The organism is Denitratisoma oestradiolicum (assembly GCF_902813185.1).
Taxonomy (GTDB): domain Bacteria; phylum Pseudomonadota; class Gammaproteobacteria; order Burkholderiales; family Rhodocyclaceae; genus Denitratisoma; species Denitratisoma oestradiolicum.
Genome location: NZ_LR778301.1, coordinates 670,309 through 690,266, shown reverse-complemented (window position 1 = coordinate 690,266; position 19,958 = coordinate 670,309). Strand labels below are relative to the sequence as shown.

17 protein-coding genes are annotated in these 19,958 nt (G+C 64.7%); 8 read left to right on the top strand and 9 right to left on the bottom strand.

Annotated features, from left to right (window positions below; all coding sequences use genetic code 11):
* The first annotated feature begins 1 nt into the window (after nucleotide 1).
* From DENOEST_RS03250 to DENOEST_RS03240, 3 genes are all read left to right on the top strand, one after another.
* Nucleotides 2-1,690, top strand: coding sequence for a nitrite/sulfite reductase (locus DENOEST_RS03250; protein ID WP_145769978.1), 1,689 nt, complete (start codon nucleotides 2-4; stop codon nucleotides 1,688-1,690).
* A complete protein-coding gene (locus DENOEST_RS03245) occupies nucleotides 1,683-2,198 on the top strand; it encodes a DUF934 domain-containing protein (protein ID WP_145769977.1) in 516 nt (171 codons plus the stop codon). The genes DENOEST_RS03250 and DENOEST_RS03245 overlap by 8 nt, the downstream gene beginning before the upstream one ends.
* 163 nt (nucleotides 2,199-2,361) lie before the next feature.
* The gene (locus tag DENOEST_RS03240; RefSeq protein WP_145769976.1) at nucleotides 2,362-3,090 is read left to right on the top strand and encodes a phosphoadenylyl-sulfate reductase; all 729 of its coding nucleotides are present in this window, start codon (nucleotides 2,362-2,364) and stop codon (nucleotides 3,088-3,090) included.
* A gap of 221 nt (nucleotides 3,091-3,311) precedes the next feature.
* Here DENOEST_RS03240 and crcB read toward each other — a convergent pair whose 3' ends face one another.
* Nucleotides 3,312-3,695, bottom strand: a complete 384-nt coding sequence (gene crcB, locus DENOEST_RS03235) for a fluoride efflux transporter CrcB (RefSeq protein ID WP_145769975.1) — start codon at nucleotides 3,693-3,695, stop codon at nucleotides 3,312-3,314.
* Nucleotides 3,696-4,038: 343 nt separating this feature from the next.
* Nucleotides 4,039-6,474, bottom strand: coding sequence for a TonB-dependent receptor (locus DENOEST_RS03230; protein ID WP_145769974.1), 2,436 nt, complete (start codon nucleotides 6,472-6,474; stop codon nucleotides 4,039-4,041).
* A 252-nt stretch (nucleotides 6,475-6,726) separates the two neighbouring features.
* On the opposite strand from DENOEST_RS03230, the gene DENOEST_RS03225 reads away from it, so the two are divergent.
* On the top strand, nucleotides 6,727-7,446 hold the full coding sequence (locus DENOEST_RS03225) for a 16S rRNA pseudouridine(516) synthase (protein WP_145769973.1): 720 nt from the start codon (nucleotides 6,727-6,729) through the stop codon (nucleotides 7,444-7,446).
* Between the two features lie 41 nt (nucleotides 7,447-7,487).
* Nucleotides 7,488-8,051: a glycine zipper 2TM domain-containing protein gene (locus DENOEST_RS03220; protein ID WP_145769972.1), complete on the top strand. Its 564-nt coding sequence runs from the start codon at nucleotides 7,488-7,490 to the stop codon at nucleotides 8,049-8,051.
* 8 nt (nucleotides 8,052-8,059) lie between these two features.
* Here DENOEST_RS03220 and DENOEST_RS03215 read toward each other — a convergent pair whose 3' ends face one another.
* Nucleotides 8,060-8,530: an SRPBCC family protein gene (locus tag DENOEST_RS03215; RefSeq protein ID WP_145769971.1), complete on the bottom strand. Its 471-nt coding sequence runs from the start codon at nucleotides 8,528-8,530 to the stop codon at nucleotides 8,060-8,062.
* A 114-nt stretch (nucleotides 8,531-8,644) separates the two neighbouring features.
* Here DENOEST_RS03215 and DENOEST_RS03210 point away from each other — a divergent pair, with 114 nt between their 5' ends.
* The 3 genes from DENOEST_RS03210 to DENOEST_RS03200 are packed head-to-tail and all read left to right on the top strand — an operon-like array spanning nucleotide 8,645 to nucleotide 11,775.
* On the top strand, nucleotides 8,645-10,429 hold the full coding sequence (locus DENOEST_RS03210) for a glutamine--tRNA ligase/YqeY domain fusion protein (RefSeq protein WP_145769970.1): 1,785 nt from the start codon (nucleotides 8,645-8,647) through the stop codon (nucleotides 10,427-10,429).
* A 2-nt stretch (nucleotides 10,430-10,431) separates the two neighbouring features.
* Nucleotides 10,432-11,442, top strand: a complete 1,011-nt coding sequence (gene pyrF, locus DENOEST_RS03205) for an orotidine-5'-phosphate decarboxylase (RefSeq protein ID WP_232096426.1) — start codon at nucleotides 10,432-10,434, stop codon at nucleotides 11,440-11,442.
* Between the two features lie 6 nt (nucleotides 11,443-11,448).
* On the top strand, nucleotides 11,449-11,775 hold the full coding sequence (locus DENOEST_RS03200) for a hypothetical protein (RefSeq protein ID WP_170228130.1): 327 nt from the start codon (nucleotides 11,449-11,451) through the stop codon (nucleotides 11,773-11,775).
* A gap of 151 nt (nucleotides 11,776-11,926) precedes the next feature.
* On the opposite strand, the gene DENOEST_RS03195 is transcribed toward DENOEST_RS03200, so the two are convergent.
* The 6 genes from DENOEST_RS03195 to DENOEST_RS03170 all read right to left on the bottom strand — a co-directional run bounded on the left by DENOEST_RS03195 (nucleotide 11,927) and on the right by DENOEST_RS03170 (nucleotide 19,748).
* Nucleotides 11,927-13,057 (bottom strand): HD-GYP domain-containing protein, encoded by a 1,131-nt coding sequence (locus DENOEST_RS03195; RefSeq protein WP_145769969.1) that lies wholly within the window; start codon nucleotides 13,055-13,057, stop codon nucleotides 11,927-11,929.
* A gap of 259 nt (nucleotides 13,058-13,316) precedes the next feature.
* Entirely contained in the window at nucleotides 13,317-15,101 is a 1,785-nt protein-coding gene (locus DENOEST_RS03190) for a DEAD/DEAH box helicase (protein WP_145769968.1), read from the bottom strand.
* Between the two features lie 23 nt (nucleotides 15,102-15,124).
* Nucleotides 15,125-15,589 (bottom strand): MEKHLA domain-containing protein, encoded by a 465-nt coding sequence (locus DENOEST_RS03185; protein ID WP_145769967.1) that lies wholly within the window; start codon nucleotides 15,587-15,589, stop codon nucleotides 15,125-15,127.
* Complete coding sequence (gene ald, locus DENOEST_RS03180; protein ID WP_145769966.1) at nucleotides 15,586-16,698, bottom strand: alanine dehydrogenase; 1,113 nt, start codon at nucleotides 16,696-16,698, stop codon at nucleotides 15,586-15,588. Before ald ends, DENOEST_RS03185 begins: the two co-directional genes overlap by 4 nt.
* A 343-nt stretch (nucleotides 16,699-17,041) precedes the next feature.
* The gene (locus DENOEST_RS03175; protein ID WP_145769965.1) at nucleotides 17,042-19,111 is read right to left on the bottom strand and encodes a DEAD/DEAH box helicase; all 2,070 of its coding nucleotides are present in this window, start codon (nucleotides 19,109-19,111) and stop codon (nucleotides 17,042-17,044) included.
* Nucleotides 19,112-19,322: 211 nt separating this feature from the next.
* Entirely contained in the window at nucleotides 19,323-19,748 is a 426-nt protein-coding gene (locus DENOEST_RS03170) for a bacteriohemerythrin (RefSeq protein ID WP_145769964.1), read from the bottom strand.
* Between the last annotated feature and the right edge of the window lie 210 nt (nucleotides 19,749-19,958).

Here is a 19,958-nt window from a genome sequence, read left to right as displayed (position 1 = left end):
CATGTATCGCTACGACGATTATGACCGCCAACTGGTACGCGAACGCGTCAGCCAGTTCCGCGACCAGACCCGCCGTTACCTGGCCGGGCAACTGAGCGAAGACGAGTTTCGCCCCCTGCGCCTGCAAAACGGCCTCTACATCCAGCGCCATGCGCCCATGCTGCGCATCGCCGTGCCCTACGGCATCCTCTCCAGCGCTCAGTTGCGGGGCCTGGCCCAGGTGGCCCGCCGCTACGACAAGGGCGTGGGCCACTTCACCACCCGCCACAACATGCAGTTCAACTGGCCCAAGCTGGAGGACGTGCCCGCAATCCTGGCCGATCTGGCCGAGGTGGACATGCACGCCATCCAGACCAGTGGCAATTGCATCCGCAACGTCACCACCGACCCCCTGGCCGGCGTGGCACGGCGGGAGGTGGATGACCCCAGGCCCTGGTGCGAAATCCTGCGCCAATGGTCCACCTTCCACCCGGAATTCGCCTACCTGCCCCGCAAGTTCAAGATCGCGGTCAGCGGCGGTCCCGACGACCATGCCAATGTGCGCATCCACGACCTGGGCTTCCAGCTGGTCAAGCGCGGCGAGGAACTGGGCTTCCGTGTCTGGGTCGGCGGCGGGCTGGGTCGCACCCCGATCCTGGGCCAGGTGATTTGCGGCTTTTTGCCCTGGCAGCACCTATTGACCTATTCCGAGGCCATCTTGCGGGTCTACAACCGTTTCGGCCGGCGCGACAACCCCTTCAAGGCCCGCATCAAGATCCTGGTGAAGGCCCTGGGTGTCGAGGAATTCGCTCATCAGGTGAACGAAGAGTGGCAGCATCTGAAGGATGGCCCCTCCACCCTGACGGAAGCCGAGGTGGCGCGGGTCAGTGCGAGCTTCCAGCGCCCCCCCTACGAGGTTCTGGGCAATGTGGATGCCCTGTTCGAGATCACCAAACGCAACGACCCTGGTTTCGCCCAGTGGGCTACCCACAATGTCCATGCCCATCAGGTGCCCGGCTATGCCGCTGCCACCCTCTCCCTCAAGAAGCCGGGAGAGCGTCCGGGCGACATCAGCAGCGAACAGATGGAACAGGTGGCAGACCTGTGCGAGCGCTTCGGCTTCGGCGAAGTCCGGGTGTCCCAGGCCCAGAACCTGCTGTTGCCCGATGTGCGCCAGAGCGATCTTTACACCCTGTGGCAGACCATCGCCGCCAGCGGTCTGGCCACGCCCACCATCGGCCTGATCTCCGACGTGACCACCTGCCCCGGCGGCGACCTGTGCTCCCTGGCCAATGCCCGTTCCACCCCGGTGGCCAACGCCATCCAGCAGCGCTTCGCCAGTCTGGCGGAGCAGGAGAACATCGGCGAACTCAAGCTGAATGTCTCGGGCTGCATGAATGCCTGCGGCCACCACCATGTGGGCCATATCGGCATCCTGGGGGTGGACAAGGCCGGCAAGGAGTTCTACCAGGTAACCCTGGGCGGCGCCTGGGGCATCGAGGCCGCCCTGGGCAAGGTGGTCGGCCCCTCCTTCTCCGCCGAGGAAGTGCCCGTCGCCGTGGAGCGCATCGTCACCCATTACAAAGCCGTGCGCCGTCCCGGCGAACGTTTCATCGACACCTTCCGCCGCCTGGGCATGGAAGAGTTCAAACCCTACGCCTACGCCAAGGAGGCGGAGCAGACTGATACCCGTGAGGTAGTGAATGGCTAAGCTGATCAAAGACCGCCGGATCATCGAGGACACCTGGCAGACCCTGTTCCTGGCCGAGGAAGAGACGCCCGAATCCGTCGCCGTGCCCGCCGAGCCGGTCATCGTGCCCCTGGCCGTCTGGCTGGCCCAGCGCGAGACCCTGGCCCAGCGTCAGCCCACCCTGGGTGTCTGGCTGAGCCCGGAAGATGAGCCGGGCGACATCGCCGACGACCTGGCCCGCTTTCCGGTGGTCGGCGTCCATTTCCCGGTGTTCCGGGATGGCCGGGGCTACTCCACCGCGACCCTGCTGCGTGCCCGCTATGGCTACCGGGGCGAGTTGCGGGCCATGGGCGACATCCTGCGGGATCAACTCCATTACCTGCACCGGGTTGGCTTCGACACCTTTGCCATTCGCACCGAACTCCCGGCGGAAGAACTCCTGAGTGGCTTCGACGATTTCAGCGTCGCCTACCAGGGCGCCTTCCGGGACCCCCAACCCCTGTTCCGCCGCCGTCCTGACGCAAGGTAAGGCTCATGGAAGCCAATTTTCCGCCTCGGTCCATGAAGTACGCGAAAGGCAGGAAGGCCCACCCCCTCCCGGCCTCCCCCTCTCCGGGGGCGGTGACAATGCTGGCTCGCTACGCTCGACAGTTTGACCGGCCGTTTCAATTCGCTGTTTCACGTTAATCACCATGAACCCGAATCAGACCCCCGACCTCAACGATCCCGCCCTGATCGCCTCCCTCCAGGCCAAGACCGAAGCCGCCCATCAACTGCTGCGGCGGATCGCCGACGAGTTCGCGCCGGCCACCCTGGCCAACAGCCTGGGGGCCGAGGACATGGTGCTGACCGACCTGATCATGAAGGACAAGCTGCCCATCGAGATTTTCTCCCTCGACACGGGCCGCCTGCCCAGCGAGACCTACGATCTGATGCAGCGTCTGCGTCGCCACTACGGCCTCACGCTGACCCTCTACTACCCCCGCCACGAACTGGTGGAAGCCTTCACCCGGGAGCACGGCATCAACGGTTTCTACGAGTCCGTAGACCTGCGCAAGGCCTGCTGCCATGCCCGCAAGGTGGAGCCCCTGCAACGGGCGCTGGCCGGCAAGAAGGCCTGGATCACCGGGCTACGGGCCGAACAGTCGGAAACCCGCAGCGGCCTGCCCTTGCAGCAGTTCGACACGGCCAATGGCCTGGAGAAATTCAGCCCCCTGGCGGACTGGACGGAACGGGAAGTCTGGGCCTATATCCGCAGCAACGACGTTCCCTACAACCGGCTCCACGACAAGGGCTATCCCAGCATTGGCTGCGCCCCCTGCACCCGGGCCGTGGAAGTCGGCGAACATGTGCGGGCCGGACGCTGGTGGTGGGAAAATCCCGAGTCCAAGGAGTGCGGTATTCACGTCATCCGGGCCTGACCGAGGGTAGCCAGACCCAGCCTGGGAGCCTCACGGCTCCCGTCAGGTTTTACACGTAAAAAGCGAGCTTTCCCGCCGGGCCGTCCTGACCGCAGGAAATCCCTGTGGAACAAGGGAAAGCGGCACGCGGCGCCAGCCCTCGGTGCCGCCCTGGAGTACCCCGTCATATCGAGCAGAGCGAGCCGTATCGAATCCCCGGGAGGGGGCAAGCCTGTTGCCCACTACCCGGCCAGTCGGTGGATGGTCCAGATGCCCAGGGCCGTCATCAGCAGGGAACCGAAGAGGTGCATGCCGGCGGTAGCCACTGCCCAGCCGTAGTCGGCGGTGCGGATCAGACCCACCACTTCGGCAGAGAAGGTGGAAAAGGTGGTCAGGCCGCCGAGAAAGCCGGTCACCACGAGCAGCCGCACTTCCGGCGACAGATCCACGTTGATGTGGAATATCGTGACGGCAGCCCCTACCAGATAGCCCCCCAGGAGGTTGGCGGCCAGGGTGCCCAGGGGCACGGTGGCGAACAGGGGGTTGAGCCAGAGGCCCAGGCCCCAGCGCAACCAGGCGCCAAGGGTGGCACCGAGGGAGATGGCGGCAAGGGCGGTCCAGTTCATGTCGGGGGCGGGCACGGCCAGGAAGGGGAAGCCCGGATTTTATCGACAACCGGCGCCGGCCGCTGATGGATGACGTGGCTGCAGGGCAATCGCACAAATACTTTCGTCATTCAATATATCGAGCAAGGCCTGCATCGTCATTCCGGCGCAAGCCGGAATCCAGGTTTTTGGTGCAGAAACTGGGTCCCGGCCTGCGCCGGTACGACGGTTGGGGGGATGGACCTATAAAACGTTGCTTTGATCTACTCATCATTCATGCGATTGCCCTGACGTGGCTGCCGCTCCACGAAAAAGGGCGGCCCGTTTCCGGGCCGCCCTTGATGGTGCGGGAACTACGCGACGATCAGTACTGGTAGATCAGGTCCAGGCCGTAGGTGCGGGGCTCGCCCCAGTTGCCGGACCAGGCGGAGGTCCAGCCGGGGTTGGACATGACCAGGTACTTCTTGTCGGCCAGGTTCTTGCCCCACAGGGCCACCGTCAGGTCGCCATTGGCGCCAGGACCCACCTTGATGCGGGACAGGGCCAGACGGGCGTTGACGACGCTGAAGGACGGCACCGTGGACTCCTGCTCGATGTTGGGGCTGGCGTCAAAATTGATCGGCGTGGAGGTCGCGCCACGATGGGAGAAGGTGAGCGAACCATCCAGCTTGCCGGGCAGGCCAAGGTTGGGGAAGCGATAATCCAGGGTCAGGGTGGCGTCGTTCTTCGGCACGATCAGCTTGCGCCGGTTGGTCACATCCGTCTGGGTGGAGGGATCGATCCACTTGTCGTAGTGATGACTCAGGGTGGCGTAGCTGAAGGAGGCGCGCAAATCATCCGTCACCCGGGCCGTCAGGTCGAACTCGAAGCCCTTGTAGGTGGAGCCGCCGACGTTCTGGGTCGCCCAGCCCGCAATGCCGTTGAACACGGACTTCTGCTCGTTGTCGAACTTGCTCTGGAACAGGGCCATGTTGGTCCGCAGACGGCGATCCATGAACTCGCCCTTCATGCCCAGTTCGACGGACTTGATGGTTTCGGGGTCGAAGCCCTTGACGAAACCGGCCGCGCTCGCCCCACCGGATACCTGGTCAAAGCCACCTGCGGTGAAGCCCTTGGAGAGCTTCAGGTAGGTCATCACGCCCTTGTTGACGTGGTAATTTAGGGACAGGGCCGGGGTGGTCTGGGAATAGCGGCGCTCAGCAGCAGCGCTGGCGAAGCCTACGCCCGGTGCGGCGATGGAGAAGGGCGCAGCGAGCAGCATGGCACTGCTGGCGCCAGTAGGCATGGTGATGTAGCCCGTGGTCCAGCCGGTGTTATAGCCGACGACACGGCGATGGTCCTTGGTGAAGCGGATGCCGGGGACGATTTCCAGCTTCTGCTCCAGGATGTCCGGGGTCCAGTTCAACTGGCCAAAGACCGCCCAGGAGTCGAGCTTGGAAGAGTGGATGCCCTTGTTGTCCACCATGATGAAGTCGACATTTGACGCACCACCGCCACCGGTCAGGTTCATGCCGAGGTTGGGACCAGAATGCTGGTTGCCCTTTTCGGAAGCGAAGAAGACGCCGGCGGTGTACTTGAAGGTCTTGCTCACATCGCCGAGGAACTGGAACTCCTGGGACCAGGCCTCGTTGTAGAGCTTGGCGGGGCTGCCCAGCTGGATGCTGGCGCCACCGTTCACATTCAGCGGATCGGTGATGGTCAGCGGGTAGCTGTCGGCGCGGGCATCCAGGCCGCCCACATAGGCGCCATAGTTGTACTGGTTGGAAGTGTCGACCTTGCGATAGCCGGTGATGGAACGCACCGTCAGGGTCGGGCTGGCTTCCCACTCGATGTTCAGGGCGTGGCCTTCGGCCTGGTTGCGGTTTTTCTGGATGCCGCTGGGGCCATAGAGGCTATCCTGACGATCGGTACGGCAGCCGTTCACGAAGGTGGCGGAACGAGCATCGTAGGTCGCCAGTGCAAGATAGCTCGGCGCGGCCCGCAGACACTGGGGAGGCGTGTCATAGCCTTCGGACTTGGAGTAGTCGTAGCCGTAATCCACCGTCACATTGTTGGCGGGCTTCCAGCGCAGATCGAAACGCCAGGCATCCGCTTCCCGCTCGCCGAATTTGACGCCGTTGGGTGCGGAATTCCTGATGCCTTCGTTATCGCGGGAGCTATGCACATAGGCGATCTTGACAGCCAGATTTTCGGTCACCGGCACATTGACCGTGGTCTTGGAGATAAACTGCTCCCGCTGGGCCAGGGTGATCTGCTGCTTGAAGCCGAAGGCAGAGAGGTCGGGCTTGGCGGTGTAGATATTGAGGGCGCCGCCGGTGGCGTTGCGGCCGGACATCACGCCCTGGGGCCCCTTCAGCACTTCGATCCGCTCCAGGTCGGCGGCCGGATTGTTCAGGCCGACAAGCTGGGATTGATACACGCCGTTCACATGCACGGCGATGGGGTTCGGGTTGGCGATGAAGGACGAATTGGTCGTCACCCCCCGGAAGGTGGGGAAGAAGATTTCGCTGCTGCCGGGATAGGGGGCAAGGCTCAGGCCGGGCACGGAACCATCGTTGATGTCGGAAAGCGTGATGACGCCTTTCTTCTCCAGGGCCTTGGCATCGAAGGACATGACCGAGATGGGCACGTCCTGAAGATTTTCCGAGCGCTTCTGGGCGGTGATGATGACCTCTTCCAGCGCTTCGCCAGCAGCATGGGCCGTGGCGGCGGTGCCGGCAAAGGCGGCGGCGATCAGCGCGGGAATGGCGCGGATCATGAATTGCTGTCGGGTTTTGTGGCCCATAAGTTCGATCTCCATGGTGTTTGCTTGTTATATGTATACGTTGAACCATCCCTGCGTCCGCCACTTGCCGACCTCAGCATGTTCATGCAGCCCATCGGGAGCGGATCGGGGCAACTCAAAGTGGGCCGGATGGTACTACAGCCCCATGGTCCCTCCCGGTGCACGGCGCCCTTACTGACCCAGAAGTGTATTTTTCAGACAACAGTCCCAATTAACCCTATCGGGTATGGGATCATCCGCCCTCCCCGATTTTCCCCGTTGCCCGCCATGCCCCGTCTCGTCTTCGAACGCCTGATCCAGCAACAAGGTTTTGGTTCCCGCAAGGAATGCCGTTCCCTGATTCGTCATGGACATGTGACGGTGGGCGACGAGACCTGGGACGACCCTTTTGTCGAAGTGGAGGCCGAGGGCTTCCGCTTCCGGGTCCATGGGGAAGAGTGGCTCTGGCGTCCGAGCGCCTACCTGGCCCTGCACAAGCCGGCAGGCTACGAGTGTTCCCGCAACCCGATCCACCATTCCGGCGTGCTCTCCCTGTTGCCCCAGCCTCTGATCAACCGGGGCGTCCAGCCTGTGGGCCGGCTGGACGAGGACACCACGGGCCTCTTGCTGCTTACCGATGACGGCCAGTTCATCCATGCCCTCACCTCGCCGCGCCGGGAGGTGCCCAAGGTCTATGAGGTGACCTTGCGCCACCCGGCGGACGAGGCCCAGATCAAGGCCCTGCTGACGGGTGTCGTCCTCCACGACGATCCGGAAACCATCAAGGCCGCCGCCTGTGAAGCCCTGGACAGCCACCGGCTGCGGCTCACCCTCACAGGCGGCCGTTATCACCAGGTCAAGCGCATGGTGGCCGCCGCCGGCAACCGGGTGGAGGCCCTGCATCGCTCGGCGGTGGGGGCTTTCACCCTGCCTCCCGGCCTTGCGCCGGGCCAGTGGCAATGGATCACGCCAGAGGAAGTTTCCCCATTGACGGCCCGCTATCCTTGAGCAATGCTGGCGACCGTCCCTTTGATTCCAAGGAAATCGCCATGACCAGGCAACTGCCCGCCTTGCTGTGTGTCCTGACTCTGTCCGCCACCCTGGGCAGCATCACCTCGGCCTGGGCCGACCCGCCCGCCCACGCTCCGGCCCATGGCTGGCGCAAGAAGCACGACCCCTACTACCAGGGCTACACCGGCAAGAAATGGGAAAGTGACTATGGCATACGCTCTGGCCGTTGCGATACCCGTGCGGCGGGCGCCGTGTTGGGTGGAGTCCTGGGCGGCGCCATCGGTGCCCAGGTGGGCCAGGGCGCGGGGCGGGAGATCGCCATTCTGTTAGGTACCGTCACCGGCGCCGTGCTGGGGGCCGAAGCCTTTGGCGACCTGGACCGGGCCTGTGTTGGGCATAGCCTGGAGCTGGCCCGCATCAACCAGCGGGTATTGTGGACCAACCCCACAAGCGGCATGCGCTATGAAGTCATGCCCCAGCGGGACTTTGCCCAGGATGGGCGGCGCTGCCGGGAATACGCCCTGCGTCAGGGTGGCGGCAAGGCCCAGCGCATGGCGGCCTGCGCCGGTGCCGATGGCCGCTGGGAGAGCCTGGGGCGCTGAACCAGGCGCTAATGGCGGGCGACCGCCTCCGCTAACGACCTGATCCACTGCACGGTGTCGATGTCGGCTGCCTCGTAAGCCTGACGCAGGAATTCACCGTAGGCGGCGTCCTCGGCCTCATGGCCCGAGGCGAACAGGGTTTCATAGCGGAAACGCAGGAACAAGCAGCCTGGCTCCGGCTCCTCGATGCTGATGGTGAGTACGCCGCCGCCGTGATGTTCGGAAGGAACAGTCTCGAAGCGCACCCATTCCGCCTCGGCGAAGCTCACCCGATCCCGCATCTCGGTCTGACCAAAGCGCAGCAGGCGTTCCACGAACCCCTCACTCCTGGCGAGAATGCGGCATTCGTCCAGGCCGGGCAGAAAGGGGCGGGCGTCCTCGACCCGATGCATCAGACCGGCCCAGACCTGGGCGCGGTTGAGCCGGAACAACAAGGGAATGCGGAAATCGTTGATTTCGACCAGGTGCTCGAACTTCATGGATAAACGGAAGGGAAACATTGCGCCATGGCAGGATTATGCCTGCTCCGCCCTTCTGGGGAAGGCTCCGCCCCGGTAGAATTGTCGCTTTGCAATATTCCGCCAGCAGCCGCCATGGCCCATTCCGAGTCTCCTGAAGTCAAAACTTCCAATTTCCTGCGCCACATCGTCGAAGCGGACCTGGCGGCAGGCACCCATGCCAGCCGCCACTGGTGCGGCAAGCCCGGTTCCGGCCCCCAGCAGCAGGCCGGCGCCCCGGACCCGGCCAAGATCCGCACCCGCTTTCCGCCGGAGCCCAACGGCTATCTGCATTTCGGCCACGCCAAGTCCATCCTGCTCAACTTCGGCCTGGCGCGGGACTACGGCGGCGCCTGCCACCTGCGCTTCGACGACACCAATCCGGAGAAGGAAGAGCTGGAATACGTGGAGGCCATCATCGACGCGGTGCACTGGCTGGGTTGCGACTGGGGCGACAATCTTTACCACGCCTCCGACTACTTCGATTTCATGTACCAGGCGGCGGAATATCTGATTCAGGCCGGCCACGCCTATGTGGATAGCCAGTCTGCCTCCGACATGCGGACCAACCGGGGCACCCTCACCGCAGCCGGCAAGGACAGCCCTTACCGCAACCGCAGTGCGGCGGAAAGCCTGGACCTGTTCCATCGGATGAAGGCCGGCGAATTTCCCGACGGCAGCCATGTGCTGCGGGCCAGGATCGACATGGCCTCCCCCAACATCAATCTGCGCGACCCGGCCATCTACCGCATCCGCCACGCCACCCATCACCGCACCGGCGACCGCTTCTGCGTGTACCCCATGTACACCTTCGCCCATCCCATCGAGGATGCCCTGGAGAACATCACCCATTCCATCTGCACCCTGGAATTCGAGGACCAGCGTCCCTTCTACGACTGGCTGCTGGAGCGGCTGGCCGAGGGCAGCCTGTTGGCCCGGCCCCTGCCCCGCCAGTACGAATTCTCCCGCCTCAACCTGACCTATGTGGTGCTGTCCAAGCGCAAGCTGATCCAGTTGGTGGAGGAAAAACATGTGGCCGGATGGGACGACCCGCGCATGCCCACCCTGGTAGGCGCCCGCCGCCGGGGCTTCACCCCCGAGGGTTTCCAGATGTTCGCCGAGCGCATCGGCGTCACCAAGTCCGACTCCATGATCGACATGAGCGTGCTGGAGGAATGCCAGCGGGAGCATCTCAACGACATCGCACCGCGGCGCATCGCCGTGCTGGACCCGTTGAAGCTGATCCTCACCAATGTCGCCCCGGACCACGAGGAGCTCTGCGAGGCCCCCAACCACCCGCAAAAATCGGAATGGGGCAAGCGCAGCGTCCCCTTCTCCCGTGAACTGTGGATCGAACGGGAGGACTTCACCGAGACGCCCCCCAAGGGCTACTTCCGGCTCTTTCCCGGCAACCGGGTGCGACTGCGCTATGGCTTTGTCATCGAATGCACCGGCTGCGAAAAGGATGCCGCCGGCAACGTCACGGCGGTGCTGGCCGAGCTGCTGCCCGACTCCAAGTCCGGCACCCCCGGCGCCGACACCTACAAGGTCAAGGGCAACATCCACTGGCTCTCCGCCCGCCACGCCTACCCCAGCGAAGTACGACTCTACGACCGGCTGTTCGCCGTGCCGGCCCCCGGCGCCCGGCGCGAGGGCGATCCGGAAGATCTGGAGCGGGATTTTCTTGATGACCTGAATCCGGACTCGATGCAGACCATCGCCGTCCAACTGGAACCCGCCCTGAAGGATGCCCTGCCGGAAGACCGCTTCCAGTTCGAGCGTCACGGCTATTTCGTCGCCGATCGGGTGGCCTCCCGTCACGGCGCCCCGGTATTCAACCGGGCCGTGACCCTGAAGGACTCCTGGAGCAAGGGGAAATAGGTATGGCTGGCGGCTGGGGTTGTCCTCACGAAATCAACGACACCTGTTCCAGGGTGAACAACCTGCCCTGCGATCCGGGCATGAAGGGCTGCGTGCTGGCGGGCCGCTACGTCTTCGCCAACGAGGACAAGAACATCCGGCTGCGCCAGAAGCAGGCCCGGGAAGCCCAGGCCGGAACGCAAAATCCCAAGGAAGCCCCCATGACCTTCAGCACCACCCTCGCTGCCGCCTGGCGGAACAACAACAGCCTGCTCTGCGTCGGCCTGGACCCGGATCCGGCCAAGTTCCCGGCCCACCTGCAAGGCCAGCCCCAGGGCATCTTCGAGTTCTGCGCCGGCATCGCGGACGCCACCGCGGACCTGGTCTGCTGCTTCAAGCCCCAGATCGCCTACTTCGCCGCCCGCCGCGCCGAGGACCAACTGGAAGCCCTGATCGCCCACATCCATGAAAAGCATCCCGGCATCCCGGTGATCCTGGACGCCAAGCGGGGCGACATCGGCAGCACCGCCGAGCAGTACGCCGTGGAAGCCTTCGAGCGCTACCGGGCCGACGCCGTGACCATCAATCCCTACATGGGCAAGGACTCGGTGGAGCCTTACCTGGCCTACCCGGACAAGGGCGTGATCCTGCTCTGCCGCACCTCCAACCCCGGCGGCAGCGATCTGCAATTCCTCGACGTGGGCGGTGAAAAACTCTACGAGCGGGTGGCCCGGCTGGTGGTCAGCGAATGGAACAGCAATGGCCAGTGCGCTCTGGTGGTGGGCGCCACCTTCCCCGCCGAGATCGCACGGGTGCGCGAGATCGTCGGTGACATGCCCCTGCTGGTGCCGGGCATCGGCGCCCAGGGGGGCGACATCGAGGCCACCCTGAAGGCCGGGAAAACGGCCGCCGGCACCGGCCTGATGATCAATTCCTCCCGCGCCATCCTGTATGCGGGCAAGGGCGAAGACTACGCCCAGGCGGCCCGCCAGGCGGCCCTGGAAACCCGGGACGCCATCAACCGCTGGCGTTGAACACGGATGACGGTAACCCGAACCGTCAGCCTGCACCGCAGCGCTCCCGCCAAACCAAGCCCCGGCGCTCCCTGCAACGGCTGCGGCGTCTGCTGCGCCGCCGAGACCTGCCCGGCAGGCCGGCTACTTTTCCGGCAAGCCCGAGGCCCCTGCCCCGCCCTGGACTGGCAGGATGGAGCGGGGCACTACCGCTGCGGCCTGGTCACCAATCCGGGCCGTTACCTGCGATGGCTACCCCGAACCTGGCAAGGCGCAGCCGAACGACTGTTCCGGCGCTGGATCGCGGCGGGCCAAGGTTGCGATTCGGAGATCGAGGAAGTCCAGGCAGAATGACGCATCTGCTTCATCTGGAACGCCAGCGGCGCGACAGCGGTTGAAATTGTCGATTACCACTGACGGAGGATCGTCATGAAAAAACTGCCCGACATCCACCCCGATGAAGTCCTGCGGGAAGAATTCCTGCGGCCCATGGGCATCACCTGCGCTATTCCCCATCGTCCCCGGTTTCGGTGGGCGGCCAGAGGGTGGCAAGATCGAAGTCCCGTATCTTTTCGGGCCCCAGCACGTCGCGGATGGCGTAGGCGGGCTTGCTGGTGAGTCGTTTGAGCGGTTGCGGGTGCCGCACGCCGCTGGGCGCCCGCAGGGCGCGCGCGACGGGCTGGGACGGATTGAGGGTGCGCCTCACCACCACGGCCATCTCGCCATTGGCCAGCAGGACCACCGTTCCCGGCGGATACAGGCCCACTTCCTGGACAAAGGTCGCCGCGATGCCGGGCGCGATGGTCGCGGCCTGGCGGCTCAGCAGTTCCTTGGCGGCGATGTGGGGATGGCTGCCGGCGCGATAGGCCCGTTCCGAGACCATGGCGCTGTAGCGGTCGGCCAGGGACACCACCTGGGATTCCAGACTGAGGGATTCTTCCTTCAGTCGCTTCGCATAACCCGAGCCGTCGGGCAGCTCATGGTGATGTTCGACCACGTCCAGCCATATCGGGTTGTCTACCCCCAGGGCCGCCAGGGCGCGAGCGCCGGCCTGGGGGTGAGTGACAATCTGCCGTTTCTGCTCGGGGGTCAGGGCGCCGTTCTGATGGTAGAGCGCGTCCTGGAGGCCCAGCATGGCCACGTTCATGGTCAGGGCGCCGGCCACGGCCTGGAGCCGGGAGGCATCGTCGCGCCCCATCCGGGCCAGCAGCACTTCGGTCAGCACCGCCGTGTGGAAGGAGTGACGCAGGGAGTAGCGGCTTGCCCGCTGCAACTGGACGCAGGCCAGGGCAGGATCGGCGTCCAGCAGACAGGCATCCTGAATGCGCCTGGCGATGTCCAGCACATCGGCGGGACTGAGGGATTCCACCGGCTGCCCCAGCACCGGCTCGTAGTCGCGGATGACATCCGCGACCAGTCCATGCACACTGACCAGCTCCAGTTTGCCCGACGGCGACGACGTCTCCTCGAATTCCGCGTCGAAATAGGCGCCCCGCTCGATCAGGCGATCGAGCTGGTCCGGCCGCTGGACCACGAACCCCCGGCGCAGCAGGGTGCGCCCCTGTCCGTCATACAGATCGAAAGCCAATGCCTGCCCGTGTCTGATGCGTCCCGGCTCCAGCCTAACCCTGCCCATCCTCGCCTCCAGTCGTCAGCGGACCATGGGCGGCAAAATCCAACAGCCACTGCGGGCGCGACTTCGCTGAAGTCGATAAGGGCCTGCATCAGGGAACCATCAGGATTCTGGGCCGGCTTCGGTAACGTCCCGCGGGACGCCCGTGCAGGCTTCTGGTTTCCGCCGAGTCCATCACGTGTTCTCGGGAGCGCCCGCCCTTGCCGCGCGGACGCCAGGGCGGATCATCCATGGTCCATCCGATTTTGACAAGCGTCCCGCCTTAACCGGCTACCGCTACTCCGCTCACCAGCAGCTCTCGTGTCGCCCGTGTCATCGCCACATAAAGCAGCCTGGCCTCCTCCGGCGGCCGCTCCTTGCCTTCGGCGAGGGTTTCCACGCCAGCAACGGCAACCAGGGGAAACTCCAGCCCCTTGCACGAGTGCATGGTGACGGCAAGCACTGCATCCTCGTTCGGTGCGAAGGTCGCATCCCGGAAATAGATCACGGGCACACCGAAGCCGCGCAGCGCCCCCAGCACGGCCTTGCCTACCGGGTGGTAGTGACGGTAGATGACCGCCATGTCGTGCCAGGGGGTACCGTTGCGGTGGGCCTCCTGCAACCGCCGGACGATGAATTCGGCTTCGTTCCGCAAGGTCGGCAACTTGATCACCTGAGGCGCCGGGCCGACACGGCCGGCCGACTGAGGGGACAGCAGGGGCACACCGTCGTCATCGGCCTCCTGGGGTTTGAGAATGCCCTGGGCCACGTCCCGAGCAAAGCGCAGGATTTCATCGGTATTGCGGTAATTGACCTTGAGGATGGTGGTACGGCCAGCCGCCTGGATGCCCACGCTCTTGAAGCTGAACTTCTTTTTTCTCTCGCCGCCGTAAATGGACTGGGCGTCGTCGTAGAGCACCAGCAGGCTGTTGGTCCTGGTGTCCAACATCTGCACCACGAGCTTCAGCCATTCGGGACGGAAGTCGTGGCCCTCGTCGATCAGAATGGCGTCGTACTGGGCGCGGGGAATGATGCCGCTATCCACGTTGCGTATGACCCGATCCACCATGGCATCGAAAAACACCGACGGGTTCGCACCCTCGCCGGCCAGGGCCGGCAGGCCAGCGTTGTAGGCCACCAGTTGGGTGCGGCACCACTGGTGAAAATGGCGGGTATGCACCTTGCCCTCCAGGCCCCGGTCGGCCATGGTCCGCGCCAGCCGGCGCGCCAGGGATTCGTTGTAGCAGAGCACCAGAATGGGCTTGTTCGCTCCATGTGCCAGACGCTCGGCCCGACAGCCCAGGATCAGGGTCTTGCCCGACCCCGCCACGCCGTGGATGACCCGATGGCCTTCGCCCAGGCTGCGCGCCAGTTGTTCCTGCTGCATGTCCATCACCTGCATCAGGTCCGGCGGCGTATCGGCAAAGAGGTCAACCTGTCGCTGGGGAATACGTACTTCGGGAAAGATGTGCCAGCGTATCCGGTCGATCTCGGGCAAGGTCAGCGTACTCTTGAAACGGAAATTGAACATTTCCCAGAGACGGCGCTGAAACTCCTCGGGCTCAACGCTCTCGCCCATCTCGTCCCGGCAAATCACCCGCTGGGATGGAATCACCGCTTCCAGACCGCCGTCGTCGAACTGCTTGCGGGTGATGTTGGTCAGGACCACGCCATAGCTCCAGGGAAAGCGGAGACGCCCGGTTTCCCGCCCGCTGTTGATGGTCAGTTGCGCGTCCTTCTGCAGGACATTGACCAGGCTCTCGGCATAGCCTCGGGCCTGTTCGAGGGGATTGCGGATTTCCTGCTGCTGGCCATTGACGTGGATCAGCGCATGATGCTTGTCGATGTTGATGATCGTGTCACGCTTCCAATCCTTGACCTCCAGGATCAGAAGACCACGGCGGGGGTGCAGGACGATAAAGTCGGGATGGCCGTTGCTCAGACCCACCGGCACGTCATACCAGCAGTAATAGTCATCCTCCAACTTGGCCTCCAGGCGCTCGGCGAAACGCCGCTCACCGCCACTGGCGAAGGTGCAACTGCCGATGCCGGGAATCAGTATCGCCACGATGAATGAACCTTGATCAATGCCTACCCCAGCGGCATCCAGCGCCCGAAGGTGGCGGCCTGGCCGTGCTGGGTGCCGTCGGCATCGAGCAGGTTCCATACCACGGCCTGCTCGATGCGAAAACGCCGACCCGAGGCCGAGATACGCACCCCGGCGTAATCGTCGATATAGCCGTCCCGACTCACCCGTTGCAGCAGCCGTTCCCGCTCCGCCCGCGCCATGGGCTCGGCAGAGCAGCGGGAGGGCAGGCGGGTGAAGGCAGCGAAATCCATTTCAAACAATTCCAGAGCCAATCGGTTGCCGTAGAAGAACACCGGATCGCCCTCCGTGCCATGAGCCACGATGACCGCTGGCGCATGCCACAGGGCCGACCAGGTATCGGCACCGGCCCCCGGCAGCAGGGGCCGACCCAGCAGGCGGCGGAAACTGGCGGCGACCCGTTCGACCCGGCGGCGCAATTCAGCCGTGGGCTCGGGGGGCGGCGTCACAGCAGGCGTTCCGCCGGTACATGGGATTGGCCCAGGGCCGCCGCCACGGCGCCATGGGTAAGCTGCCCGGCGCAGACATTGAGCCCCTGGCGCAGATGAGCGTCGTCCGTCAGGGCGCGGCGCCAGCCCTTGTCCGCCAGGGCGCCGACGAAGGGAAGGGTAGCGTTGTTGAGAGCCAGGGCCGAGGTGCGGGGCACGGCCCCGGGCATGTTGGCGACGCAGTAATGAACCACGCCATCCACCACGAACACCGGATCGGCATGGGTGGTGGGATGGGAGGTCTCGCAGCAGCCCCCCTGGTCGATGGCCACGTCCACGATCACCGCGCCCCGCTTCATGGCCCCCAGCATGGACCGGGGAATCAGCCGGGGCGCGGAGCCCCCGGGCAGCAGCACGGCGCCGATCACCAGATCGGCTTCGGTCACGGACTGCTCCACGGTTTCGGCATTGGCGATCTGGGTCTTGACCCGGCCGGAGAGTTCCCGATCCAGGATATCCAGGCGTTCCACATTGCGGTCCAGCACCATCACGTCGGCCCCCAGGCCGACGGCGATATGGGCGGCGTGACTGCCCACCACCCCGGCTCCCAGCACCGTCACCTTGCCCGGCGCCACGCCCGGCACGCCGCAGAGCAGCACACCGCGCCCCCCCTGGGGTTCGGTCAGGTGATAGGCCCCCACCTGGGGCGCCATGCGCCCGGCCACGGCGGACATGGGCGCCAGCAGGGGCAGGCCGCCGTGGGCATCGGTGACGGTTTCGTAAGCGATGGCGACGCAGCCGGACTGCAACAGGGCCGCCGCCTGGGCCGGGTCCGGCGCCAGATGCAGATAGGTGAACAAAATCTGACCGGGACGCAGCAGAGGATATTCGACCGGCTGGGGCTCCTTGACCTTGACGATCAGCTCGGCGCCGGCCCAGACCTCGGCGGCGCTGGGCGCCACCCGTGCGCCGGCGGCGGCATAGGCGGCGTCGGTGAAATCGATGGCGGTGCCGGTCCCCGCCTCCACCCAGACCTCATGGCCCCGCGCCACCAACTCCCGCACCGAGGCCGGCGCCAAACCGACCCGGTATTCCTGAATCTTGATTTCCTTGAGTACTCCGATACGCATGCTCGCCTCCCGTTCTGGGAGACGAGTATGCCACGGGCACCAGAAAGGCTCGCCCCCCTCCGGGGGGTTCGATACGGTTCGCTCCGCTCAATATTACGGGGCACTCCGTGGCGGCACCGAGAGGTTGCGGCTGGCGCCGCGCGCCGCTTTCCCTTGTCCCAAAGGGATTTCCTTCGGTCAGGCCGGCCCCGCGGGAAAGCTCGTTTTTCAGGTCAAGGAGACGCGAATTGATGCAATTCCGTCATTCCGGCGAAAGCCGGAATCCAGGAAAATCAACGAACAGGACCCCGGATCAGGTCCGGGGTGACGTTCTTTCGCCGGGATGACGAATAAATCAGCGCCCTTAACTGTGGCGCTTGCCCTTATGCACCACCCCGGGCTTGCGTGGGGCGTCGGCACCGGCTTCGCGGCGGGGCTTGGAAAAGCCGCCTTCCTTGAAGGGTTTGGCGGGAGCGCCATCCTTGTGGGGCTTGTGCGCACCGTCCTTGAAGGGCTTGCCGAAACCGCCCTCCTTGGACGGTTTGGCGAAGCCTCCCTCACGTCGGGGCTGATCAAAGCCCCCGCTACGGGGCGGTTTGCCAAAGCCGCCTTCGCGGCGGGGCTGGTCATGGTCCCCCTTGGAGAAGGAAGGACGAGCCGGGCGCTCGTCTCCTGCCCAGGGTTTGCGGGGCGGACGGCTGGCGGCCTGGTCGCCATGATCCAGAACGATCTCCAGGGGCCGCCCCTGAACCCGCACCCGCTTCAGCACCCCCAGGACATCCGCGGAGAGCGTGTCCGGCAGTTCCACGGTGCTGAACTCGTCGAACAGGTCGATCTGGCCGATGTAGCGGCTTTCGATATTGGCTTCGTTGGCGATGGCGCCGACGATGTTCTTGGGCGTGACGCCGTGGTTGCGGCCCACCTCGATGCGATAGCGTGCCAGGCCGTTCCGTGCCCCGGAAGACGGCCGGGCGGGACGTTCGGCACGGGGCGCCGGCGACGCATCCCGGTAGGCCGGACGCTCCTTTTGAAATGCGGGACGTTCCTGTTGAAATGCGGGACGTTCCTCCCTTGTGGAACGGGCTTCCGACTCGCGCCGGCCGGGCTCCGCAGCGTGCGCGGGCACCATTTGCAGGGGCCGGTCCTTCTGCACCAGCCAGGCCAGGGCGGCGGCGATCTCCATGGTGTCCAGGTTCTGCTCCCGCTCGATCTGATGCACCACATCCTCGAAAAAGCCCAGGTTCCCTGCCCCCAGCACCTCCACCACCTGACGCTTGAACTGGGACACGCGGCGGTCCACCACGTCCTCCATGCTGGGCAACTGCATGGGCTCGATGGGCTGGCGGGTGGCCTGTTCGATCACCCGCAACATGCGCTTTTCCCGGGGGGCGATGAACAGGATGGCGGTGCCGGCGCGGCCGGCCCGGCCGGTGCGGCCGATGCGATGCACGTAGGCCTCGGTGTCGTAGGGAATGTCGTAGTTGATCACATGACTGACGCGGGGCACGTCGATGCCTCGCGCGGCCACGTCGGTGGCCACCACGATGTCCAGGGTCTTGTTCTTCAATTGTTCGATCACCCGCTCACGCTGAGCCTGCTGCAGGTCGCCGCTCAGGGCCGCGGCGGCATAGCCCCGTGCTTCCAGCTTCTCCGCCAGCTCCACGGTGGCGAGCTTGGTGCGCACGAAGATGAGAGCGGCGTCGAAATTCTCCTCCACTTCCAGAATGCGGGTCAGGGCATCGAGCTTGTTGCCCGCCACCTGCCAGTAACGCTGGCGGATGGCGGTGACCGTGGAAGTGGCCGACTTGATCTTCACCTCCTGGGGCTCCCGCAGATGAGTGCGGGCCACGCGCCGGATGGCCTCGGGCATGGTGGCGGAGAACAGGGCGGTCTGGCGGGTGCTGGGCGTGTGTTCGAGTATCCATTCCACATCATCGATGAAGCCCATCCGCAGCATCTCGTCGGCCTCGTCCAGCACCAGGGTCTTCAAGCCTTCCAGGTTGAGGCTCTTGCGCTCCAGGTGATCCATCACCCGTCCCGGGGTGCCGACGATCACATGGGCGCCCCGGTCCAGAGCACGCAACTGCACCACCATGCTCTGGCCGCCATACACCGGCAGCACATGGAAGCCGGGCATGAAGTGGGCGTAGCTTTGCAGGGCTTCCGCCACCTGGATCGCCAGTTCACGGGTGGGGGTGAGGATCAGTGCCTGGGGCCGCCGCTGGGCCAGGTCGAGCTGCGCCAGCAGAGGCAGGGCGAAAGCCGCGGTCTTGCCGGTGCCAGTCTGGGCCTCGCCCAGAATGTCATGGCCGGCCAGCAGTCGGGGAATGCAGGCCGCCTGGATCGGCGAGGGCGTCTCGTAGCCGAGGGCTTCAAGGCCCTGCAATAGGGAAGGAGAAAGACCCAACTGGTCAAAGCGTTCGATGGCGGACATGGGGAAATACCGGGAAATACAGCGAAATGGGCAGCGCCGGGGGGCGGGGGCCATAGCGCGAAAAACGCGCGAAAAACCCGCGGAGGGCGTACGGAAGCGGTACGCTGCCAGGAGATGGGTCGCTATTTTAGCCCGGATAGGACCACCAAGCCACGAGAATTATGGTAGTAGGGGCGCCCCGGCCCCTCAACCCGCCCGATCAGACGCCGCCTCAGGCCGACGGCGGCGCGTTTCCCTGCCCCGGGTCGATACTCCGGGCAAGCTCCTGATCCGTCCCCATCACATGGGCAAGCAGCCAATGCTTCAGATAATCCAGCAAGGGAACAAGGGCCTGACGCTGGCGTTCCGCTGAAAGCTTCTTGAATGCCTCCAGGTGGCCGACGAACTGGAGGTGCTCCTGAGCATGACGGTCGGCATGGGGAGTGCCTTCGATCCGGGAGCGGATGATGGTTTCCTCCGTCTCGAAATGAAAAAAGACATAGGCGAACAGCCGGGCGATGCCCTTGTCGATATCGGCTGCCGCCTGATTTTCTTCGTTGACGGCCTCCAGTTCGTTGATGATTTCGATCAGTTCCTGGTGCTGCAGATCGATGTCGTGTATTCCTGTCCGCAGGGACTCATTCCATACCAGACGCATTAATTTTTCCTTTCGTTGATGATGCCGCCCGGACAGTGGCTGCGGGTATGTCAGAGGGGGCGCTCATATCAGGCCAGGCGGCGAACCATGCGCAGCATACCGGACTACATGACATTCACGGCAGGGCACCCCATCGGCCACCTGGCTTGCCAAAAAATCCGGGGACTAGGGTCTGTTCTCATTCAGGCGACGGGCGCCGACTGAATGAGA

Bases quoted from the DNA above. Each gene is read 5' to 3' on its own strand.
- DENOEST_RS03250 (WP_145769978.1), top strand. From the start codon at position 2: ATGTATCGCTACGACGATTATGACCGCCAACTGGTACGCGAACGCGTC.
- DENOEST_RS03245 (WP_145769977.1), top strand. From the start codon at position 1,683: ATGGCTAAGCTGATCAAAGACCGCCGGATCATCGAGGACACCTGGCAG.
- DENOEST_RS03240 (WP_145769976.1), top strand. From the start codon at position 2,362: ATGAACCCGAATCAGACCCCCGACCTCAACGATCCCGCCCTGATCGCC.
- crcB (WP_145769975.1), bottom strand. From the start codon at position 3,695: ATGAACTGGACCGCCCTTGCCGCCATCTCCCTCGGTGCCACCCTTGGC.
- DENOEST_RS03230 (WP_145769974.1), bottom strand. From the start codon at position 6,474: ATGGAGATCGAACTTATGGGCCACAAAACCCGACAGCAATTCATGATC.
- DENOEST_RS03225 (WP_145769973.1), top strand. From the start codon at position 6,727: ATGCCCCGTCTCGTCTTCGAACGCCTGATCCAGCAACAAGGTTTTGGT.
- DENOEST_RS03220 (WP_145769972.1), top strand. From the start codon at position 7,488: ATGACCAGGCAACTGCCCGCCTTGCTGTGTGTCCTGACTCTGTCCGCC.
- DENOEST_RS03215 (WP_145769971.1), bottom strand. From the start codon at position 8,530: ATGAAGTTCGAGCACCTGGTCGAAATCAACGATTTCCGCATTCCCTTG.
- DENOEST_RS03210 (WP_145769970.1), top strand. From the start codon at position 8,645: ATGGCCCATTCCGAGTCTCCTGAAGTCAAAACTTCCAATTTCCTGCGC.
- pyrF (WP_232096426.1), top strand. From the start codon at position 10,432: ATGGCTGGCGGCTGGGGTTGTCCTCACGAAATCAACGACACCTGTTCC.
- DENOEST_RS03200 (WP_170228130.1), top strand. From the start codon at position 11,449: ATGACGGTAACCCGAACCGTCAGCCTGCACCGCAGCGCTCCCGCCAAA.
- DENOEST_RS03195 (WP_145769969.1), bottom strand. From the start codon at position 13,057: ATGGGCAGGGTTAGGCTGGAGCCGGGACGCATCAGACACGGGCAGGCA.
- ald (WP_145769966.1), bottom strand. From the start codon at position 16,698: ATGCGTATCGGAGTACTCAAGGAAATCAAGATTCAGGAATACCGGGTC.
- DENOEST_RS03175 (WP_145769965.1), bottom strand. From the start codon at position 19,111: ATGTCCGCCATCGAACGCTTTGACCAGTTGGGTCTTTCTCCTTCCCTA.
- DENOEST_RS03170 (WP_145769964.1), bottom strand. From the start codon at position 19,748: ATGCGTCTGGTATGGAATGAGTCCCTGCGGACAGGAATACACGACATC.